The sequence below is a fragment of the Streptomyces sp. NPDC058335 genome, assembly GCF_042723915.1.
Taxonomy (GTDB): Bacteria; Actinomycetota; Actinomycetes; order Streptomycetales; family Streptomycetaceae; genus Streptomyces.
In genome coordinates, this window is the sequence record NZ_JBHXHX010000041.1 from 1 (window position 1) to 17,614 (window position 17,614).

Consider the following 17,614-nt stretch of genomic DNA (forward strand, 5'->3'; position numbering starts at 1 on the left):
CCCACGTGGACGTCGGCCACCATGAGGTGGAGCGCCTGTTCCTTCTGGCGGCCGGGATCGCCGTGACGAGCGGCTGGCCTCACCGGAAAACTGGCAGCCCGGGGCCGGTGGCCGCGATGGCGATGACAGGCGTCCGCACGGTCACCGCGAACCTGGCACCGCAGGAGAGGTCACCGCCGGAGGCAATCATGGCGAAGTACGCGCCGACCGCGGTCCTGCGGCTCGCGGGAATACCCCCGGGGAGGCGGTCACGGAACTGCCCCACTGGACCTACGGCGCCACCGGCGGTGCTGTGTTCGGGCTGCTGCCGGCCCGCCTGCGGAGCATGCCGATGACCGGGCACGCTTACGGGCTGCTGGTCTGGCTCGGCTTCGAGCTGGCCCTCGCTCCGGCGCTTGGCGTGCAGCGCGCGGAGCAGCGGCGCGTGCTGTGGCGACTGGTTGTCGTGCTCGATCAGGTGCTCTACGGCGTGGTGGTGACCGGACGTCTCGCTCCTGAACCCGCGGTCGCCGTCCGCACGGCCGGCGCGGTCGACGACGAGGATGACGGCGTACGCCGATAGGCCCGGCTCCCTACGACCGGCCTCTTGGGTGCCCTGGATCCCTCGAACAGCCCAATTTCCTCACGCATGGGCGAGCGTCCATGCGTGAGGAATGTAATGGTATTAGAGGAGTTGTCCGCAGTTCCGGATCAGTGGAGGCGGAATGACGCAGGGCGGAGTCGACGATGACGTCGCGTGCGCTGTCGCAGCAGCGGATGCGTGCGTGGCCTCGCGCAGCCCAGGGGCTGGCTTCGGTCAGTTGAGCGCGGTTGCCGACGCCGTCCTGTATGAGGGCTACCTGCTCTACCCCTACCGCCGCTCGTCGCCCAAGAACCGGGTGCGCTGGCAGTTCGGCGTGCTCTTCCCGCGTGACTGGGTGGAGCGGGAGGGCCCGGTGACTCCCGGCATCTCGGGCTCCGCCGACTCCTGGTACCAGCGGACCGAGTGCCTGTTGCGGGTCCGGCAGCCGCGGGCGGTGGTGCGCGTGCGGGTGCGGTATCTGCAGATGCAGCACAAGCAGGTGGAGGAGGCCGGCCAGGACGGCAGGCACCGCCCGGTCGAGTCGCTGCGCGCGGACGACGGCACACTGCACCTGACTTTCGACGAGGCGGTACCGCGAGAGACGGAACACGTCGTACGTCTGGACGATCTGCTTGGGCATGAGTCCGCCGTTCTGGTCGGCGCACCGGCCGGGGAGGAGATCGAAGAGTTGCCCGGTGGCGTCGGTCGGGTGGTACGGCGGCGCGCCGCCGTCCGGGCGAGAACGGCCGTCGTCGCCGAGCGGCTCGGGGACGACGTCTGCCGGCTTCGGATCCGTACCGAAAACACAGGGGCAGCACCGGACCCGCGGGCCGTTCGCGACGAGGCGCTGCGTGATGCGCTCATCGCGACGCACACGCTCGTCGGCGGCGACGGCGTGGAGTTCGTCTCGCTGATCGACCCGCCCGCAGACCTGCTCGGGCACGCCCGAGAGTGCCACAACGCGTTCACCTTCCCCGTCCTGGGTGGGGCTTCACCCGAGGACGCCCCGGGTGAAGGCCCCGGAGGGGCCCCGGACGGGGCCTGTGGTCCCACCCTCATCTCCGCACCGATCATCCTGTCCGACTGCCCGCAGGTGGCGCCGGAGAGCCCGGGCGACCTGCACGACGCCGCGGAGATCGACGAGATCCTGACGCTGCGCACGTTGCTGCTGACCGACCAGGAGAAGCGCGAGGCGCGCGCCACCGACCCACGTGCCGCCCGGATCCTGGACCGGGTGGAGGCCATGCCCCCGGAGGTCTTCGCCCGGCTGCACGGCACCATTCGTTCACTGACCCATGCCACGCTGTCGGATCCCGCCCCGTCCGCCGCGTCCACGACTTCCCCCGGACCCGCGTCCACGGCGAGGGCCGAGCGGCCCGCATGGTGGCAGGAGGGCGCCGACGACGGCCTGTCGCCCACGACCGACACGGTGCCGGTGGACGGCGTACCGGTGGGAGCCGGCAGCCGGGTACGGCTCCGCCCCCGGGGCCGGGGCGCCGACGCCCAGGACATGTTCCTGGCCGGGCGGACCGCACAGGTCGCGGCCGTCTTCCACGACGTGGACGGCAGCGTGCACCTCGCCGTGACAGTGGACGGCGACCCCGCGGCCGAACTGAACGGCTGGTACGGCCGCTTCCACTACTTCCGGCCCGACGAACTCGAGCTTCTGGAGCCCCCGGTGTCCCCGGACGCCGCGGGCGGGGCGGAGCCGCTCGAGCCGTCCCGGCCGCCGCAGGAGCGGCCCGAGCAACCGGTCGGCGGACCGGGGAAGAGACGGTCCGATGGACGTGCCTGAGATCGCGGCACCGGATCACCGGACGGCCAACCGGCTGTGGCTGTTCCGGCGGCCGGCACCGGAAGAGCGGACGATCCGCCCGCTCACCCCACGGCTGCGGCCCTACGGCGAGCAGCTGGTCCACGACCACCACGGCGACGGACGGACCGCACCGGTCCAGCCGCACCCACACACCCCGGACCGTCCGCCCGCGCTCAGCGGGCCGCCGGCCGCGGCATACGACCGACTCGGGGACCGAATGCAGCGGAGGCTGACGACATGACCATCGACAGCGGCACGCACGACGTTGCCACCGAGCCGAGCCGTGCCGAGGCGCGCGAAGGCTTCGACGAGATCACCATCCTCTGGATTTCCGAGGGGATGAGCTGCGACGGCGACTCGGTCTCGTTGACCGCGGCTGGCCAGCCCGCCATCGAGGACCTGGTTCTGGGACTCATCCCGGGCCTGCCAAAAGTGAACCTGCACAACAAGGTGCTCTCACCGAGCCTCGGCGGCGAGGACTTCCTCGCTCCGTACCGCGCGGCGGCCCGCGGCGATCTCTCGCCGTTCATCCTGGTCATCGAGGGTTCGATCCCGAACCAGAACATCATCGAGGGTGACGGGTACTGGACGTCGTTCGGCAACGACCTGGAGACCGGTGAGCCGCTGACCCTCAACTGGTGGATCGACCAACTGGCCCCGAAAGCCTGGGCGGTGGTCGCTGCCGGCACCTGTGCCACGTACGGCGGCATCCACGCGATGGCGGGCAACCCCACCGGCTGCATGGGTCTGGCCGACTACCTCGGCTGGGACTTCACGTCGCAGGGCGGCCTCCCGATCGTGAACGTCCCCGGCTGTCCGATCCAGCCGGAGAACTTCATGGAGACCCTGCTCTGGGTCCTCTACCACGGGGCTGGAGCCGCCCCGCCGCCCCCGCTGGACCAGATGCTGCGCCCGCAGTGGCTGTTCGGAAAGACCGTGCACGAGGGCTGCGACCGCGCCGCGTACTACGAGCAGGCCGACTTCGCCCGGGACTACAACTCTCCCAAGTGCCAGGTGAAGGTGGGCTGCTGGGGTCCCGTCGTCAACTGCAACGTTCCCAAGCGCGGCTGGATGGGCGGCATCGGCGGCTGCCCGAACGTCGGCGGCATCTGCATCGGCTGCACCATGCCCGGCTTCCCCGACGCGTTCATGCCCTTCATGGACGAACCGCCCGGCGGCAGCTTCTCCTCCCTCATGATCAAGCCCTACGGGGCCTTCATCCGGAGGATGCGCGGCATCACCAACGCCGTCGTCAACCGCGAACCCAAGTGGCACCACAACAAGCAGGAACTCACCTCCGGCTACGACCCCTACTGGCGCCCGTAATCTGTGGCCCGGCATCTCCTGCCGGGCCACACACCCGTACGCACGCGCCCCTCTCCAACTCCAACCGTCCGACGCATCGCGCAGCGAGAACAGGAACGCACATGACCACAACCGCGGACCGGGCCGGGGCCACCGAGCGGAAAGCTCCGCAGATCGTGGACATGTCGTGGGACCCGATCACCCGGATCATCGGCAACCTCGGCATCTACACGAAGATCGACTTCGCCAACCAGGAAGTGGTGGAGTGCCGCAGCACCTCGTCCCTCTTCCGCGGCTACTCGGTGTTCATGAAGGGCAAGGACCCGCGCGACGCGGGCTTCATCACCTCACGCATCTGCGGCATCTGCGGCGACAACCACACCACCTGCTCGAACTACGCGCAGCAGATGGCCTACGGCATCAAGACGCCGCCGCTGGCCGAACACATCGTCAACCTCGGCGAGGCCGCCGAGTACATGTTCGACCACACAATCTTCCAGGACAACCTCGTCTTCGTCGACTTCTGCGAAGCGATGGTCAAGGCCACCAACCCGAGTGTGCTGGCCCGGGCCGAACGGACCCCGGCGCCCCGGGGGAACATCCACGGCTACCGGACCATCGCCGACATCATGCGCGCCTTCAACCCCTTCGAGGGTGAGGTGTACCGGGAGGCCCTGAAGGTCAGCCGGATCACCCGCGAGATGTTCTGCCTGATGGAGGGGCGCCACGTCCATCCGTCGACGATGTACCCCGGCGGCGTCGGCACGATGCCGCAGCCGAACACCTTCACCGACTACCTGTCGCGCCTGACGAGGGTCATCGACTTCGTCAAGGAGGCCGTGGCGCTGAACGACGACGTCTTCGACTTCTTCTACGAGGCGCTGCCCGGGTACGAGGAGGTGGGCCGCCGCCGCATCATGCTCGGCTGCTGGGGCGCCTGGCAGGACCCGGCCGTCGTCGACTACCGCTACGAGAACATGAACCACTGGGGCAAGGCGATGTACGTCACCCCGGGCATCATCGTCGACGGCAAACTGGTCACCAACAACCTCGTCGACATCAACCTCGGCATGCGCATCCTGCTGGGCAGCTCCTTCTACGACGACTGGGAGACCCAGGACCCCTTCGTCACCCACGACCCGCTCGGCAACCCGGTCGACATGCGCCACCCGTGGAACCAGACCACCGTGCCGGTGCCCCAGAAGCGCGACTTCGACGCCAAGTACAGCTGGGTGATGAGCCCGCGCTGGTACCACAAGGAGAGCGACTCCCACCTCGCCCTGGACACCGGCGGAGGCCCGCTCGCCCGGCTGTGGTCCACGGCCCTGAACGGGCTGGTCGACACTCCCTACATCAAGGCCACGGGGCACAGCGTGCGGATCTCGCTGCCGAAGAGCGAGAAGCTGCCGGAGACGACGCTGGAGTGGCAGATCCCCAAGTGGAGCAACACCATCGAACGCAACCGTGCCCGGCCGTACTTCGTCGCCTACGCCGCGGCCATGGCCTTCCAGTTCCTGGAGGAGGCGATGCAGATGATGCGCGCCGGAGAGACCAAGGTGTTCCAGGACTTCGAGGTGCCCGACGAGGCCGTCGGCGTCGGCTTCCACGAGGCGGTGCGTGGGGTCCTCTCGCACCACCTGGTGATCAAGGACAAGAAGATCGCCAACTACCACCCGTACCCACCGACCCCCTGGAACGCCAGCCCGCGCGACAGCTACGGCACCCCCGGCCCGTACGAGGACGCCGTCCAGGGCCAGCCCATCTTCGAGGAGAACGGGCCGGACGACTTCAAGGGCGTCGACATCATGCGCACCGTGCGCAGCTTCGACCCCTGTCTGCCCTGCGGTGTGCACATGTACCTGGGCAAGGGCAAGACGCTCACCACGATGCATTCCCCCACCTACGGGGCGTCCCATGACTGAGCCCGCATCCGCGGCGGTCACGGAACCGCGTGAGGGCGCCGGGACGGCCCTCCGGCTGGACGACGGCGACGTGACGGCGCGGATCGCCCGCGTCGATGAGCTGCTGGAGAAGGTGCAGATCGCGCCCGGGCCGATGGCGCAGACGGCCATCGACGCCGTCCGCGTGCTCACCGAGGTCTACGGCGAGGCGCTGGCCCGGGTGCTGGATCACGCGGATGCCGCCTTGGCCGAGCGTCTCACCGAGGACGAGCTCCTCGGCCACCTGCTGGTGCTGCACGACCTGCACCCCGAGCCACCCGATCGCCGCGCCGCCCGCGCCGTCGAGCGGCTGCGGCCTGCCGTGCAGGAGCGCGGCGGCGACGTGACGCTGGACAGTGTCGAGGGGCCGGTCGCCCGCGTGCGGATGCGCACCGCCGGCTGCGGCTCCGGGTGCGGGTCGGCGTCCTCGGGGGTCGAGGAAGCCGTACGGGAGGCCGTACTCGCCGCGGCGCCGGAGCTGACGAGCGTCGAAGCGGTGCCGGAGACGGAGTCCCGGCAGCCCGCGTTCGTGCCCGTCGACTCGCTGATGCGCCGCCCCGCCCCGCCGCAGGGGGCCAAGTGACCGCCGACGGCGCCCTGGCCGCGCTCATCCGCTCCTCCGCCGACCGACGGACGGGCGGTCCCGAGGAGCGGTGCGACCTGTGCGCGGCACCGCTCGCCGCCGACCACCGTCACGTGTACGAAACCGGCCGCGAGGAAGCCCTGTGCGCCTGCCCGGCGTGCTCGGTGCTGTTTGCGGACAGCGGGGCGGGCGACGGCCAGTACCGGCTGATCCCGCAGCGGCGGGTGAAGCTGCCACCGGTCGAGACGGGGCCGCTCGGGGTGCCCGTCGGCCTGGCGTTCTTCGTGCCCCGGCAGGACGGCACGGTCGTCGCCCACTACCCGAGCCCGGCCGGGGCCACCCGGTGGGAGGTGGATGCCTCGGCGTGGCGGGAGGCGGTGTCGGGGTGTCCGGATCTCGCCGGCGTGGTACCCGAGGTCGAGGCGCTGCTGGTGAACACCTCACGGAACCTTCGGCACCACTGGATCGTGCCGGTCGACGAGTGCTTCCGGCTCGTCGCCCTCGTCCGCCGGGAGTGGCGGGGGCTGTCCGGCGGCGGCCGGGTCTGGCCCGCCGTCGAGGAGTTCTTCGCCGGGCTGGCCGAACGGCCGTGACCGGCGTGGCAAGGAGAACAGGAGCCACCACCGCGACCCCGCGGCGGAGCACCGAGGGAAAGGAGCACAGCATGGGCACGATCAAGGTCGGCAAGCCCCAGGCGAAGCCCACCACGCCCACCCACGTCAAAGGCCTCCACCAGGGCAACTGGGGCCCGCGTCAGCACCAGCCCGGGCACCACGAGGACGGCACGGCCGACGCGCGCCGCTCCACCGGGATCCACTGGAAGCGGCACAACAGGGTCATGGACAGCATGCCGAGCATCTCCCCGGGCTGAGCCCGGGCGGTGGGCATGTCACGAGGACCACGAGAGCAGGGAGTGGCGATGAACGCCAAACGGATTGTGATGGCGGAGGCGGTGGTGCTCGGCGGAGTGGCCCTCGCGCTGCTGGTCGCGGAGTTCCCGGGAATCGTGCGGGAGGTCCGGTTGTGGCGCATGGCCGGCTTCCGCCAGCCCGGCCCCGGCAACCCCCTCCGAGCCAGGCGTGCATGAGCTGTCGATCGCGACCGCGATCGTGGAACAGGCCGCCGAACTGGCGCGGGCGGACGGGACGGAGTCCGTCTCGGCGGTGACCGTACGGGTCGGTGAGCTGGCGGGCGTGGTGCCCGAGGCCCTCGACTTCGCCTTCGAGGTGGCCCGTGACGGCACCACCCTCGCCGCGGCCCGGCTCGTCGTCGAGCAGGTGCCCGCCCGCGCCTGGTGCGAGCCGTGCGCCGCGGAGTTCCCCGTGGGCATGCCCCCGTTCTTCTGGTGCCCGGACTGCGACCGCCCCGCCCCGACGCTGCGTAGCGGCCGGGAACTCCAGATCACCAGGGTCGAGCCGGCACCGGTGCCGTCCTGACCGGACAACGGGTACGGCCCTGACGGTGCGGGGGAAGTCACCCTTCCGTCAGGGCCGTTCGGCGTGCCGGACGCGTCAGCAGATGCGCGGCAGCTGCTCTCCGAGGGGCATGTCCACCACGCGGGTGCCGCCCAGGCCGGTGGAGACCACCACCATGCCGGGGTGCTCGGCGACGCACTCGCCGATCAGCGCGGCGCCCGCGCCCTGCGGGTGGGCGCGCATCGCGGCCAGGACCTCGTCGGCCGCCGGGCGGGGTACGAAGGCGACCAGGCGGCCCTCGTTGGCGACGTATAGCGGGTCCAGGCCCAGGAAGCCGCAGGCGTTGGCGACGGCGTCCGGCACCGGGATGGCCCGCTCGCGCAGCCGTACGCCGGTGCCCGAGATGCGGGCGATCTCGTTGAGCGACGCGGCGAGGCCGCCCCGGGTAGGATCGCGCAGCACGTGCACGTCGGGAGTCACCGCGAGCATGGCCGACACCAGACCGGCGAGGGGCGCCGTGTCACTGGCCAAATCGACGCCGAAGTCCATGCCCTCTCGTACGCTCATGATCGCCACGCCGTGCAGGCCGATCGGGCCGCTGACGATGACGGCGTCGCCGGGCCGCGCGCGCTGCGGGCGGATGTCCACGCCGTCCGGGACGAGCCCGATTCCGGCGGTGGTGACGTACACGCCGTCGCCGTGCCCCGCCTCCACCACCTTGGTGTCTCCCGTGACCACCGTGACCCCGGCTGCCTCGGCGGCGGTGCCGAGGGCGCGCGCGATCCGCTCCACCACGGCCAGTTCCACGCCCTCCTCCAGGACGAAAGCAGCGGACAGGTGGGCGGGCCTGGCGCCGCTCATGGCCAGGTCGTTGACGGTGCCGTTGACCGCCAGGTCGCCGAGGCTGCCACCGGGGAAGAACAGCGGTCTGACGACGTAGGAGTCGGTGGAGAACGCCAGTCGGACTCCGCCGAGCTCGAGGACCGCGGAGTCGCCGAGCGCGGCGAGAGTGGCGTTGCCGTACGCGGGCGTGAAGACCTGCTCGACGAGTTCGGCGGACAGGGTGCCGCCTCCCCCGTGTCCCATCACCACGATTGGCTGGTCGCGCAAGGGGGCCGGGCACGTCCAGTCCGCGGGGTCGACGGGTGCCGAGGGGTCAGCAAGTTCAGCCAACGGGGTTCATCTCCTCCTGCGGGGCCCGGGTGCCGTCCGACACCGGGCCGTCCATGCGGCGGTACAGGTAGTAGGCGGCGCAGGCGCCCTCGCTGGAGACCATGGTGGCGCCGAGCGGGGTGCGCGGAGTGCAGTCGGTGCCGAAGGCGGGGCACTCGACCGGCTTGATCAGTCCCTGCAGCACGTCGCCGCTGCGGCACGCCGCGGGTTCCTCGGTGCGGATGCCGGTGACGTCGAAGCGGTGCTCGGCGTCGAAGGCGCGGTAGGCGTCCGTCAGCCGCCAGCCGCTGGCGGGGATGCGCCCGATGCCGCGCCAGGACCGGTCGGTGACCTCGAACACCTCCTCGATCATGCGCAGCGCGGCCGGGTTGCCCTCCTCGCGCACGGCGCGGGCGTAGGCGTTCTCCACGCGATGCTCGCCGCGCTCCAGCTGGTGCACCGCGAGGCGGATGCCTTCGAGGATGTCCAGCGGTTCGAAGCCGGTCACGACGAGCGGTACCCGATGGCGTGCGGCCAGGTCCGGGTATTCGGCCATGCCCATCACGCTGCACACGTGCCCGGCGGCCAGGAAGCCCTGCACCCTGCACGTGGGGGCCGTCATGATGGCCTCGATGGCGGGCGGCACCCGCACATGGGAGACCAGAAGGCTGAAGTTGTCGATGCCGAGGCGGCGGGCCTGATGGACGGCCATCGCGTTGGCGGGCGCGGTGGTCTCGAAGCCGATGGCGAAGAACACCACCTCGTGGTCCGGGTGCCGACGGGCGAGCTCGAGCGCGTCGAGCGGGGAGTACACCACGCGGACGTCGCCGCCCTCGCCCTTGACCCGGAACAGGTCCCGGTCGGTACCCGGCACCCGCAGCATGTCCCCGAACGAGCAGAAGACGACCCCGGGGCGGGAGGCGATCTCCAGCGCTTTGTCGATCATCTCCAGCGGGGTGACGCACACGGGGCAGCCGGGCCCGTGGATCAGCTCCACCTCGTCCGGCAGCAACTGGTCGATACCGTGCCGGATGATCGAGTGCGTCTGGCCGCCGCACACCTCCATCAGCGCCCACGGCCGGGTGACCGTCGCGCGGATCTCGTCCAGCAGCCGCCGTGCCAGATCCGGATCGTTGAACTCGTCGATGTACTTCATCGGGCCTCGCTCCCAAGCTCGTCGGTGGCGGGGGCGTGCGGGGCGTCGCTCCCGGCCTGCTGCGCCGCCTGTTGCCAGGCGTCGCCGAACTCCTCCTCGAGGAGCCCGAGTTGCTCGAAGAGTTCCAGGGACGCCCGGGCCGACTCCTCGTCGAGCTTCTGGAGGGCGAACCCGACGTGGACGATGACGTACTCCCCGACCCTCACGTCGGACACGTACTCCAGGCATGCCCGCTTCTGCACACCCCCGAAGTCGATCATCCCGGTGAGCGGGTCGGCACGGTCGTCGATGGCCACGACTCTGCCGGGCACTGCCAGACACATGGGTCACTCCGTCTCGTCGGTGTGTGCGATTGCCGTTTCCTCGTGCCGCTCCCGTGCCGCGACCACGAGCTGCCCGAGAGCCAGTCCGCCGTCGCCGGGCGGTACCTCGCTGTGGCACAGCACCGTGAAGCCGTCCGCGGCCAGCAGGGCCGTGCACTCCTGCTCCAGCAGACCGTTGGCGAACACGCCGCCGCTGAGGGCGACGGTGGTCAGCCCGGTGTCGCGGCGCGCCCTCCGGCAGATCTCGGCGACGGCCCCGGCGACTGCCCGGTGGAACCGGGCCGCGAGCACGGGCGCCGGGGTGCCGCGGCGCAGGTCGGCGACGAGGGCGCGCAGCAGCGGCGCGGGATCGCACCTCACGGGGGCGGATCCGGCCGTGAACCCGAAGGCGTACGCCGCCGTGTCCGCCTCCCACGCGGCGGCGGCCGCGGCCTCCAGTTCCAGCGCGGCCTGCGCCTCGTAGCCCGCGCGATGGCACACGCCCGCCAGAGAGGACACGGCGTCGAAGAGCCGCCCCATGCTCGACGTGGGCACACACGCGACGTTGCTCGCCAACTGCCCGTCCAGGAAGGCAAGTTCTTCGCGTGAACAGGCGGCGACGCTGGGCAGGGAGGGCTCCCACGGCAGGCCGGCGGCCCACAGCCGGGCCAGTGCCGTGCGGCAGGGGTGGGCGACAGCCGCGTCCCCGCCGGGCAACGGGGCGGGGGTCAGGTGAGCGAAACGTCGGTAGCCGGAGTAGTCGGCGAGCAGGACCTCGCCGCCCCAGACCGTGCCGTCGTCGCCGTAGCCGGTGCCGTCGAAGGCGACGCCGATCACGGGTGTGGTGCCGTCGAGGCCGCTCTCCGCCATCGCCGAGGCGATGTGCGCATGATGGTGCTGCACGAGCATCGGCCGCGCCTGCGGCAGCCCGGTGGCGTGGCGGCGGGCCCACCGGGTGGAGTGGTAGCCCGGATGCCTGTCGGCGGCGACGAGTGTGGGAGTGACGCCGGTCAGGCGCCGCATGTGCCGCTCCGCGCGCCGGGCGGCGTCCAGGCCGGCCAGGTCGCCCATGTCGCCGATGTGTGGGCCGAACCAGGCCTGGTCGCCGTCGCCGAGGCAGAGCGCGTTCTTCAGGTCGCCGCCCACGGCGAGCGCGGGGCGGACCGCGAGCGGGAGCCGCAGCGGGCGCGGGACATACCCGCGGGAGCGGCGCAACACCTGCTCGGTGCCGTCGGTGCGCACCCGCACCAGCGAGTCGTCGCAGGGCGAGACGATGCCGCGGTCGTGGACGAGCCAGGCGTCGGCCACCTCCGCCAGCCGGGTCAGGGCCTCGTCGTCGTCCGTGACGATCGGCTCGCCGGAGCGGTTGCCGCTGGTCATGACGAGCACGCGAGGGCCGGGGGGATCCCCGGGCAGTCCGAACAGCAGGGTGTGCACCGGGGTGTAGGGCAGCAGCACGCCGAGGTGCGGGCTGCCGGGACACAGCCCGGACGCGAGCCGCAGTCCGTCCGGCTCGGCGCGTCGGCGCAGCAGCACGATGGGGCGCCGGGGGCTGGTGAGCGCGGCCCGTTCGCCGTCGGAGAGCAGGGCGATCCGCCGCACGGTCGGCAGGTCGGCGCACATCACCGCGAAGGGTTTGCCGCCCCGCGCCTTGCGGGTGCGCAGTGCGACGACGGCCCGCTCGTCGCTGGCGTCGCACGCCAGGTGGTAGCCTCCGACGCCCTTCACGGCGACGATCCGCCCGACCGCCAGCAGCCCGCGGGCCGCCGCCAGGGCATCCGCGTCCCGCGCCGGGCGGACATCGGTGCCGGCCGCCGGCACCAGGCGCAGCCGGGGCCCGCAGTCCCGGCAGGCCACGGGCTGGGCGTGGAAGCGCCGGTCGCCCGGGGCGCCGTACTCCTCCGCGCAGGCGGGGCACATCGGGAAGTCGGCCATGGTCGTCGTGGCGCGGTCGTACGGCATGGCTGTGGCGATCGTGAAGCGGGGACCGCAGTGGGTGCAGGTGACGAAGGGGTGCCGGTGGCGGCGGTCGGCCGGGTCGGCCAGCTCTCGCAGGCAGTCGGCGCAGGTCGCGGTGTCGGGCGGGAGCTGGGTGCGCCCCGGTGACTGCTCGGTGCCCCGGATGGTGAAACCCTCGGCGGCACCAGTGGCGGGGACGTCCTCGACGCCGATGCCGGTCACGGCGGCCAGCGGCGGCGGCTCCTGGGCCAGCCGGGAGCAGAACCCCGCGACGCCCGTGGGCGGCCCTTCCACCTCGATCAGCACACCCTGTGCGGTGTTGCTGACGAACCCGGCCAGTGCGAGGTCGGCGGCCAGCCGGTGCACGTATGGGCGGAACCCCACGCCCTGCACCGTTCCCCGCACGGTGATGCGACGGCGCACGGCCTCGGCAGCGGGCGCTGTCACGAGGCGGGGGCGGACGTGGCGTGCGGGTGCGGATGCCCCGGATCTCCGCCCGGCATGTGGATGTGCCCCTGCGACTGGGGCGCGAGGGGAGGCCGGTGCTCGGGCGCGCCATCCCGTACCGCGAGGGCACGTTCCAGGACGGTGTCGACGCCGTCGCCGGTGCGCGCGCAGGACCGTACGATCTCCACGCCCGGGTTGACCCGGTGCACATGGCTGCGGAAGGCGGCCTCGTCGAAACCGGCCGCTTCGGCCAGGTCGGTCTTGGTGACCACCACCAGATGAGCGGAGCCGAAGGCGGTGGGGTATTTTAGCGGTTTGTCCTCGCCCTCGGTCACCGCCATCAGCACGATGCGCAGGGTTTCGCCGAGGTCGTAGGACGCCGGGCAGACGAGGTTGCCGACGTTCTCCACGAACAGCAGCTCGTTGTCCTCGGGCAGCCATCCGTTGAGGTGGCCGCGTACCTGACGGGCCTCCAGATGACACAGTCCGTCGGTCAGTAGCTGCTTCACCAAAGCCCCCGAACGGGCCAGTCGGCGGGCGTCGTTCTCCGTGGCCAGGTCGGCGGTGAGCGCGGCCACCGGGACACCCCGCTGCACCGCCCGGGCCAGTACCAGGCCGAGCAGTTCCGTCTTGCCGCTGCCGGGGCTGGAGAGCAGGTTGACCACGGTGACGCCCCGCCGCGTGAGGTCGTCGCGCAGGGCGGCGGCCAGGCCGTCGTTCTTCGCCAGGACAGCCTGTGTGACGTTGGCGGACTGACACATGCGCGCTGCTCCTCAAGGTCGGGACGGGGCGGTTCGGACCGCCTGCCGGGTCGGGCATGGTCCCGGCCACGGACGGGTCGGGCGGTTCGGGACTGTCGAGACGCGGGCCGCTACCGATCCTGCGTGCCGCCGGCCGTCTCGTGCGGGAGACCGGCCGGGCACGACTCGGCGGATTCCTCCGGGCGGCCCAACGGAGGCGTTGCCGCAGGGTCGGCGAGCAGAGCCGGGATCATCGTGTGCAGCGCAGTGACGGCCCGGCCGACCGCCTCCCGTACGGGCGCGCTGAGCCCGGCGGTGATGTCCTCGTCGCCGGTCGGCTGCACCTGGGGTTCGCAGGCCAGCAGCAGGACGCGTGGCAGCGGGCCGTCGCCCAGGTGCGCGGCCAGGGCCAGCACCCGGGCCGGGTCCATGCCGTGGGCCTCGGGCGGAGCCGCGGCGGCGGTGGTGCCAGGAAGATCCGGTTCGATCAAGGACAGGGTTCCGGGCCGGTGTCCGCGCGGAGCCGCGTCGACCAGGACCGCGGTGCGGTACCCGTCCAGCAGCTCATAGGCGAGGTCCAGGCCGCGGATGCCGAAGTCCTTGACCCGTACGCCGGGCGGCAGCGGGCGGTGGTCGAGGGCGCGGATCACCTCGGGGCCGAAGGCGTCGTCGGCGAGAAAGATGTTGCCGACGCCCGCCACGAGAAGGGGGGTGGGAGAGCTCACCGGCTGCCTCCGGTGACCGGTTCGCCGACGAGGGCCAGCGGCCGGGCCGAGCCACTCGGCGCCTTCCGGACGAAGGCGGAGCGCAACGCATGGTAAGGGGCACCCGGGTCGAAGAAGATGCCGCGCATACGGGCCAGTTCCTCCTGCCGGTACTCCGTGAGCGGCCGTGCCGCCTCGTCGCGTCGGCGGGCCGCCGCCTTGGCCGCGATCCGCCGTCCGAGGTCCGGGGCGGCGGTGAGCGCCATCGCCAGCCGGTCCACCTCGGCGGTGAACTCCTGTGCGGGAACCGGCACCAGACGGTCCACCAGGCCGATGTCGGCGGCCGTCGCGGCGCTCACCGGCAGCGCCTGCGTCGTCAGCCGATCGGCCGTCTCGGCACCCACCCGGCGTGGCAGCGTGTACGTCCAGAACTCCGACCCGTACAAGCCCATCCGCCGGTAGTGCGGATTGAGGACGGCGCCGGTGCGGCACCACACCTCGTCGGCCGCGAGGGCGAACATGGCGCCGCCCGCGGCCGCGTTGCCGCCGAGCGCCGCGACCACCAGCCGGTCGGTGGTGCGCAGCACCGCCTCGACCAGGTCGTTCATGGCGTTGAGGTTGGTCCAGGACTCCGTGGCCGGGTCGGCGGAGGCCTCGATGACGTTGAGGTGGATTCCGTTGGAGAAGAAGTCGCGGGCCCCGCCTAGCACCAGCACCGAGGTGGGGCGGGCGAGCGCGTACCGGTACGCGGCGAGCAGCCTGCGGCACTGGTCGGTGCTCATGGCCCCACCGGGGAACGAGAAGGCCAGGAACCCGACGTCACCGTGCTGCCGGTAGCGGATGTCGGTCAGGGTGCGCCGCGCGGGGGCGGATTCCAGCGGAGCCGCCACCTCCGCGAGCCACTTCGGCCGGTCACCGGGGATGCCACCCTGCGGGTGGGACGGAACCGGGATCGAGGCGAGTACGGAGGCCGCTGGGCGCCGGAACGGTGCCGGATCACCGGAGGCCTTGCGCAGTCTGAGCTCGGGGATCCAGACCGCCCCGTCCCGGGTGGCCCGGCACACCGCACCCGCGCGCGTGGCGAGCAGATCTCCGGGACGTCCGCGCAGTTCGTCCTCGATGTGCCCGCCGTGCAGGAACACCTCCCGGCCAAGAAGTTCATCGCGCACCCCCGGCTGCGTGTCCGCTCCGCGCAGCTTGCGCAATACCGTCTCGGTGCTGTCGCCCTCCCAGTCGATCCGCCGCAGTTCCTGACGGAAGGGATCGCGCCAGACCACGCGGAACGACGGGTCGCTCTGCGGCTGCGGTTTGAACGAGCCGTCGCCGTACCGCCGCACGGCCAGCAGTACCGCGGCGACGGCGGCGTCGGAGACCTCGTTGCGGTACAGGTCGCTCTTGCCCACCGGCGGCACGTCGAACGGCACCGCCGCCCAGACAGGGCCCGCGTCCATCGCCGCCTCGGCCTGCAGGATTGTTACCCCCCACCGCGGCGCGTTTTCGGCGATGGCCCAGTCCAAGGATGACGGACCGCGGTCCCCGGTCGGCCCGGGATGCACGATCAGGCAGGTGTGCTCGCACCAGACGTCCTCGGGCAGAGCCGTCTTGAGCATCGGCGCGATGATCAGATCCGGGCGTACCTCGCGTACGGCGGCGCGGATGGCGGTCGCACCGTAGGTGGCGAGCACGACGTCCACCCGGTGTCCCAGGTCGGACAGTTCGGCGTACACACGCTGGGACAGGCTGTTGAACGCGCTTGCGACGAGCAGAATGTCCATGATGCGGCAGTGTTGCCGGTTCGGCCGATGCCGGGAAGGACCCTCGCGGCGTTTCTCCGCCCCGCTCTGGCTGTTCCTCCATACGGTCGCCCGCCGCCGCCCACCGGTTGCCACTCGCCTGTCGCCGCTCTTCTCGCTTCGATACGCGCACCGGCCTCCCCGTTTCGGTTGGGAGGGATCAGCCGGGCTGACCGCGGCGGACCGTGGTTGTTGGCCGCCTGTCGTCAAGCGGGCATGGTTGGGGCCCGACGCTCGGGTCGGGCGCTCCAGCTGCTCGGGTCGTGGGTGGGGCAGGGCCGGTGCTGTCGGTCAGGTGGCCGGCCGTGGAAGGTCGGCGAAGCGGGCGAACGCGCTGACGAGCTCTCCTTCCTACCCCCGTTCCCTCGCACCACGGAGGTGCGCCGCAGGCGAAGTGAACGGTTGGGCAATAGACCTGAGGATCGAGGACCAAACCGGTCTACCTTGCCTTTCCGCGGAGACAGCAGCAGGTAGCCGGCGCCAGCGACCACCATGGCCGCCTGGAGCGTCCTCTCCGACTCCACACGATGTAGTCATCACACACGCGATGACCTATGAGCGACCCGGGTCGGCTACTACGGGTGCCGAGGCTCAGGAAAGCCACCCCTGCCGCCGACGGGTGCTGTCCGTTCTCGCGTTCTCGTGAACATCGACCTCGTCCCCGGACGGGCGCCTCCCAGAGTGCTGAACAACCGCTGTCGTGATCCGGGTTCTGGCTCAACTTCTGTGGTGACGCCCCGATTTTCGAGGTGTCGGATCCACGACCGAGGCAAGTCGCAGCTCAGTGCGTTCGCCCGACGCTGCCACAAGCACGCACGGCCCAGCTTCACAAAACTTGAGCCAGAGCCGTGATCCGTGAACAAAACCACCCCGGGACTGCGGCGAGCCGGGCCCGCCTTCCGCACGGGCCCGGCTCGCCGGGCCGGAGTATCCGCAGTCCGGGGCCACCCGCCGCTGAGGCATCCTGGTGACAGCCGTTGCGTACGGGCGACCAGCGGGCCGTCCGCCCGGATTCTTGGGCGTGGCGGCCTGACCGGCCTGCATTCCCGGTGCGGTCAGCCGGGCCGGACTCGGGCCCACGGCTGCGTGTTGAGCGACTACTTCCCGAGGTGACCGGCGGTGTCCTGACCGGTGCTGTGCGGTTCGGCGAAGGGGGTGAAGCGGGCGGGTGGATGGTCGATGGGCAGGTCGGGGCGCCAGGCGGTGAGGATCTGGGCGCTGCACTCGAACAGGCCCGACGGCAGCGCGTCCAGCGGCCACCACCCCCAGTCGCCGACCCGCTCGCCCGGCTGGTCGGCGGGCTCGCCGCGCCACCGCGTGAGGAGCGCGCCGAACGTGATCCGGACGACGCCGCCGACCTGGTCCAGGAGCATGCCCAGCAGGCGTACGTCGGCCGGGTCCGCGTGCAGGCCGGTCTCCTCGGCCAGTTCGCGCACGACCGTCTCCTGAAGCGACTCGCCCGGCTCCACCGTGCCGCCGGGCAGCTCGACGGTCCCGTGCCGGTGGCGGCCGAGCAGCAGACCGCGCTCTCCCACCAGCACCGCGCCGACCCCGGCCGCCGCGTGTGCGAGGGGCGGCTGGGCCGTACGGGGACGCGAGGTGATCCGGGCCGGCCTGCGGACCTGGAAGAGCCGGTAGGAGGCCCGGTTGCCCTCCTCGGGCGCGTCCAGCACGGTGACCTCCTCGCTGTGCAGCCCGTGCTGCGCGAGCAGGGCCGTCCACAGCTTTGTGGTGAGCACC

Annotated in this window: 17 protein-coding genes; 9 read left to right on the forward strand and 8 right to left on the reverse strand. The window is 71.7% G+C overall.

Features of this window, described 5'->3' with window-relative positions:
- Window positions 1–292 precede the first annotated feature (292 nt).
- The 9 genes from ACFWJX_RS40355 (at window position 293) to hypA (ending at window position 7,642) form a co-directional block, all read left to right on the forward strand.
- A complete protein-coding gene (locus tag ACFWJX_RS40355; RefSeq protein WP_383252056.1) occupies window positions 293–562 on the forward strand; it encodes a hypothetical protein in 270 nt (89 codons plus the stop codon).
- A gap of 142 nt (window positions 563–704) precedes the next feature.
- Window positions 705–2,357: a hypothetical protein gene (locus tag ACFWJX_RS40360; protein WP_383252058.1), complete on the forward strand. Its 1,653-nt coding sequence runs from the start codon at window positions 705–707 to the stop codon at window positions 2,355–2,357.
- 258 nt (window positions 2,358–2,615) lie between these two features.
- Complete coding sequence (locus ACFWJX_RS40365; RefSeq protein WP_383252060.1) at window positions 2,616–3,704, forward strand: hydrogenase expression protein HypE; 1,089 nt, start codon at window positions 2,616–2,618, stop codon at window positions 3,702–3,704.
- Window positions 3,705–3,805: 101 nt separating this feature from the next.
- On the forward strand, window positions 3,806–5,605 hold the full coding sequence (locus ACFWJX_RS40370; protein ID WP_383252061.1) for a nickel-dependent hydrogenase large subunit: 1,800 nt from the start codon (window positions 3,806–3,808) through the stop codon (window positions 5,603–5,605).
- Complete coding sequence (locus ACFWJX_RS40375) at window positions 5,598–6,206, forward strand: NifU family protein (RefSeq protein WP_383252062.1); 609 nt, start codon at window positions 5,598–5,600, stop codon at window positions 6,204–6,206. Before ACFWJX_RS40370 ends, ACFWJX_RS40375 begins: the two co-directional genes overlap by 8 nt.
- On the forward strand, window positions 6,203–6,799 hold the full coding sequence (locus ACFWJX_RS40380) for a DUF5947 family protein (protein WP_383252064.1): 597 nt from the start codon (window positions 6,203–6,205) through the stop codon (window positions 6,797–6,799). Before ACFWJX_RS40375 ends, ACFWJX_RS40380 begins: the two co-directional genes overlap by 4 nt.
- 71 nt (window positions 6,800–6,870) lie before the next feature.
- A complete protein-coding gene (locus ACFWJX_RS40385) occupies window positions 6,871–7,077 on the forward strand; it encodes a hypothetical protein (RefSeq protein ID WP_383252066.1) in 207 nt (68 codons plus the stop codon).
- Window positions 7,078–7,125: 48 nt separating this feature from the next.
- A complete protein-coding gene (locus tag ACFWJX_RS40390; protein ID WP_383252069.1) occupies window positions 7,126–7,293 on the forward strand; it encodes a hypothetical protein in 168 nt (55 codons plus the stop codon).
- Window positions 7,286–7,642 carry a hydrogenase maturation nickel metallochaperone HypA gene (gene hypA / locus ACFWJX_RS40395; protein ID WP_383252072.1) on the forward strand — a complete coding sequence of 119 codons (357 nt, stop codon included), beginning with the start codon at window positions 7,286–7,288 and terminating at the stop codon, window positions 7,640–7,642. Before ACFWJX_RS40390 ends, hypA begins: the two co-directional genes overlap by 8 nt.
- A gap of 75 nt (window positions 7,643–7,717) precedes the next feature.
- On the opposite strand, the gene hypE is transcribed toward hypA, so the two are convergent.
- From hypE to ACFWJX_RS40435, 8 genes are all read right to left on the reverse strand, one after another.
- Complete coding sequence (gene hypE, locus ACFWJX_RS40400) at window positions 7,718–8,794, reverse strand: hydrogenase expression/formation protein HypE (RefSeq protein ID WP_383252074.1); 1,077 nt, start codon at window positions 8,792–8,794, stop codon at window positions 7,718–7,720.
- Window positions 8,787–9,929 (reverse strand): hydrogenase formation protein HypD, encoded by a 1,143-nt coding sequence (hypD, locus tag ACFWJX_RS40405; protein ID WP_383252076.1) that lies wholly within the window; start codon window positions 9,927–9,929, stop codon window positions 8,787–8,789. The genes hypE and hypD overlap by 8 nt, the downstream gene beginning before the upstream one ends.
- Window positions 9,926–10,252 (reverse strand): HypC/HybG/HupF family hydrogenase formation chaperone, encoded by a 327-nt coding sequence (locus ACFWJX_RS40410; protein ID WP_383252078.1) that lies wholly within the window; start codon window positions 10,250–10,252, stop codon window positions 9,926–9,928. Before ACFWJX_RS40410 ends, hypD begins: the two co-directional genes overlap by 4 nt.
- A 3-nt stretch (window positions 10,253–10,255) precedes the next feature.
- The gene (gene hypF / locus ACFWJX_RS40415; RefSeq protein WP_383252080.1) at window positions 10,256–12,637 is read right to left on the reverse strand and encodes a carbamoyltransferase HypF; all 2,382 of its coding nucleotides are present in this window, start codon (window positions 12,635–12,637) and stop codon (window positions 10,256–10,258) included.
- The gene (gene hypB, locus ACFWJX_RS40420; RefSeq protein WP_383252082.1) at window positions 12,634–13,398 is read right to left on the reverse strand and encodes a hydrogenase nickel incorporation protein HypB; all 765 of its coding nucleotides are present in this window, start codon (window positions 13,396–13,398) and stop codon (window positions 12,634–12,636) included. Before hypB ends, hypF begins: the two co-directional genes overlap by 4 nt.
- 110 nt (window positions 13,399–13,508) lie before the next feature.
- Window positions 13,509–14,102, reverse strand: a complete 594-nt coding sequence (locus ACFWJX_RS40425; RefSeq protein WP_383252084.1) for a hydrogenase maturation protease — start codon at window positions 14,100–14,102, stop codon at window positions 13,509–13,511.
- A complete protein-coding gene (locus tag ACFWJX_RS40430; RefSeq protein ID WP_383252086.1) occupies window positions 14,099–15,856 on the reverse strand; it encodes an enoyl-CoA hydratase-related protein in 1,758 nt (585 codons plus the stop codon). The genes ACFWJX_RS40425 and ACFWJX_RS40430 overlap by 4 nt, the downstream gene beginning before the upstream one ends.
- 1,115 nt (window positions 15,857–16,971) lie before the next feature.
- A partial coding sequence (locus ACFWJX_RS40435) for an NUDIX domain-containing protein (RefSeq protein WP_383252088.1) occupies window positions 16,972–17,614 on the reverse strand: 643 nt, incomplete at its 5' end.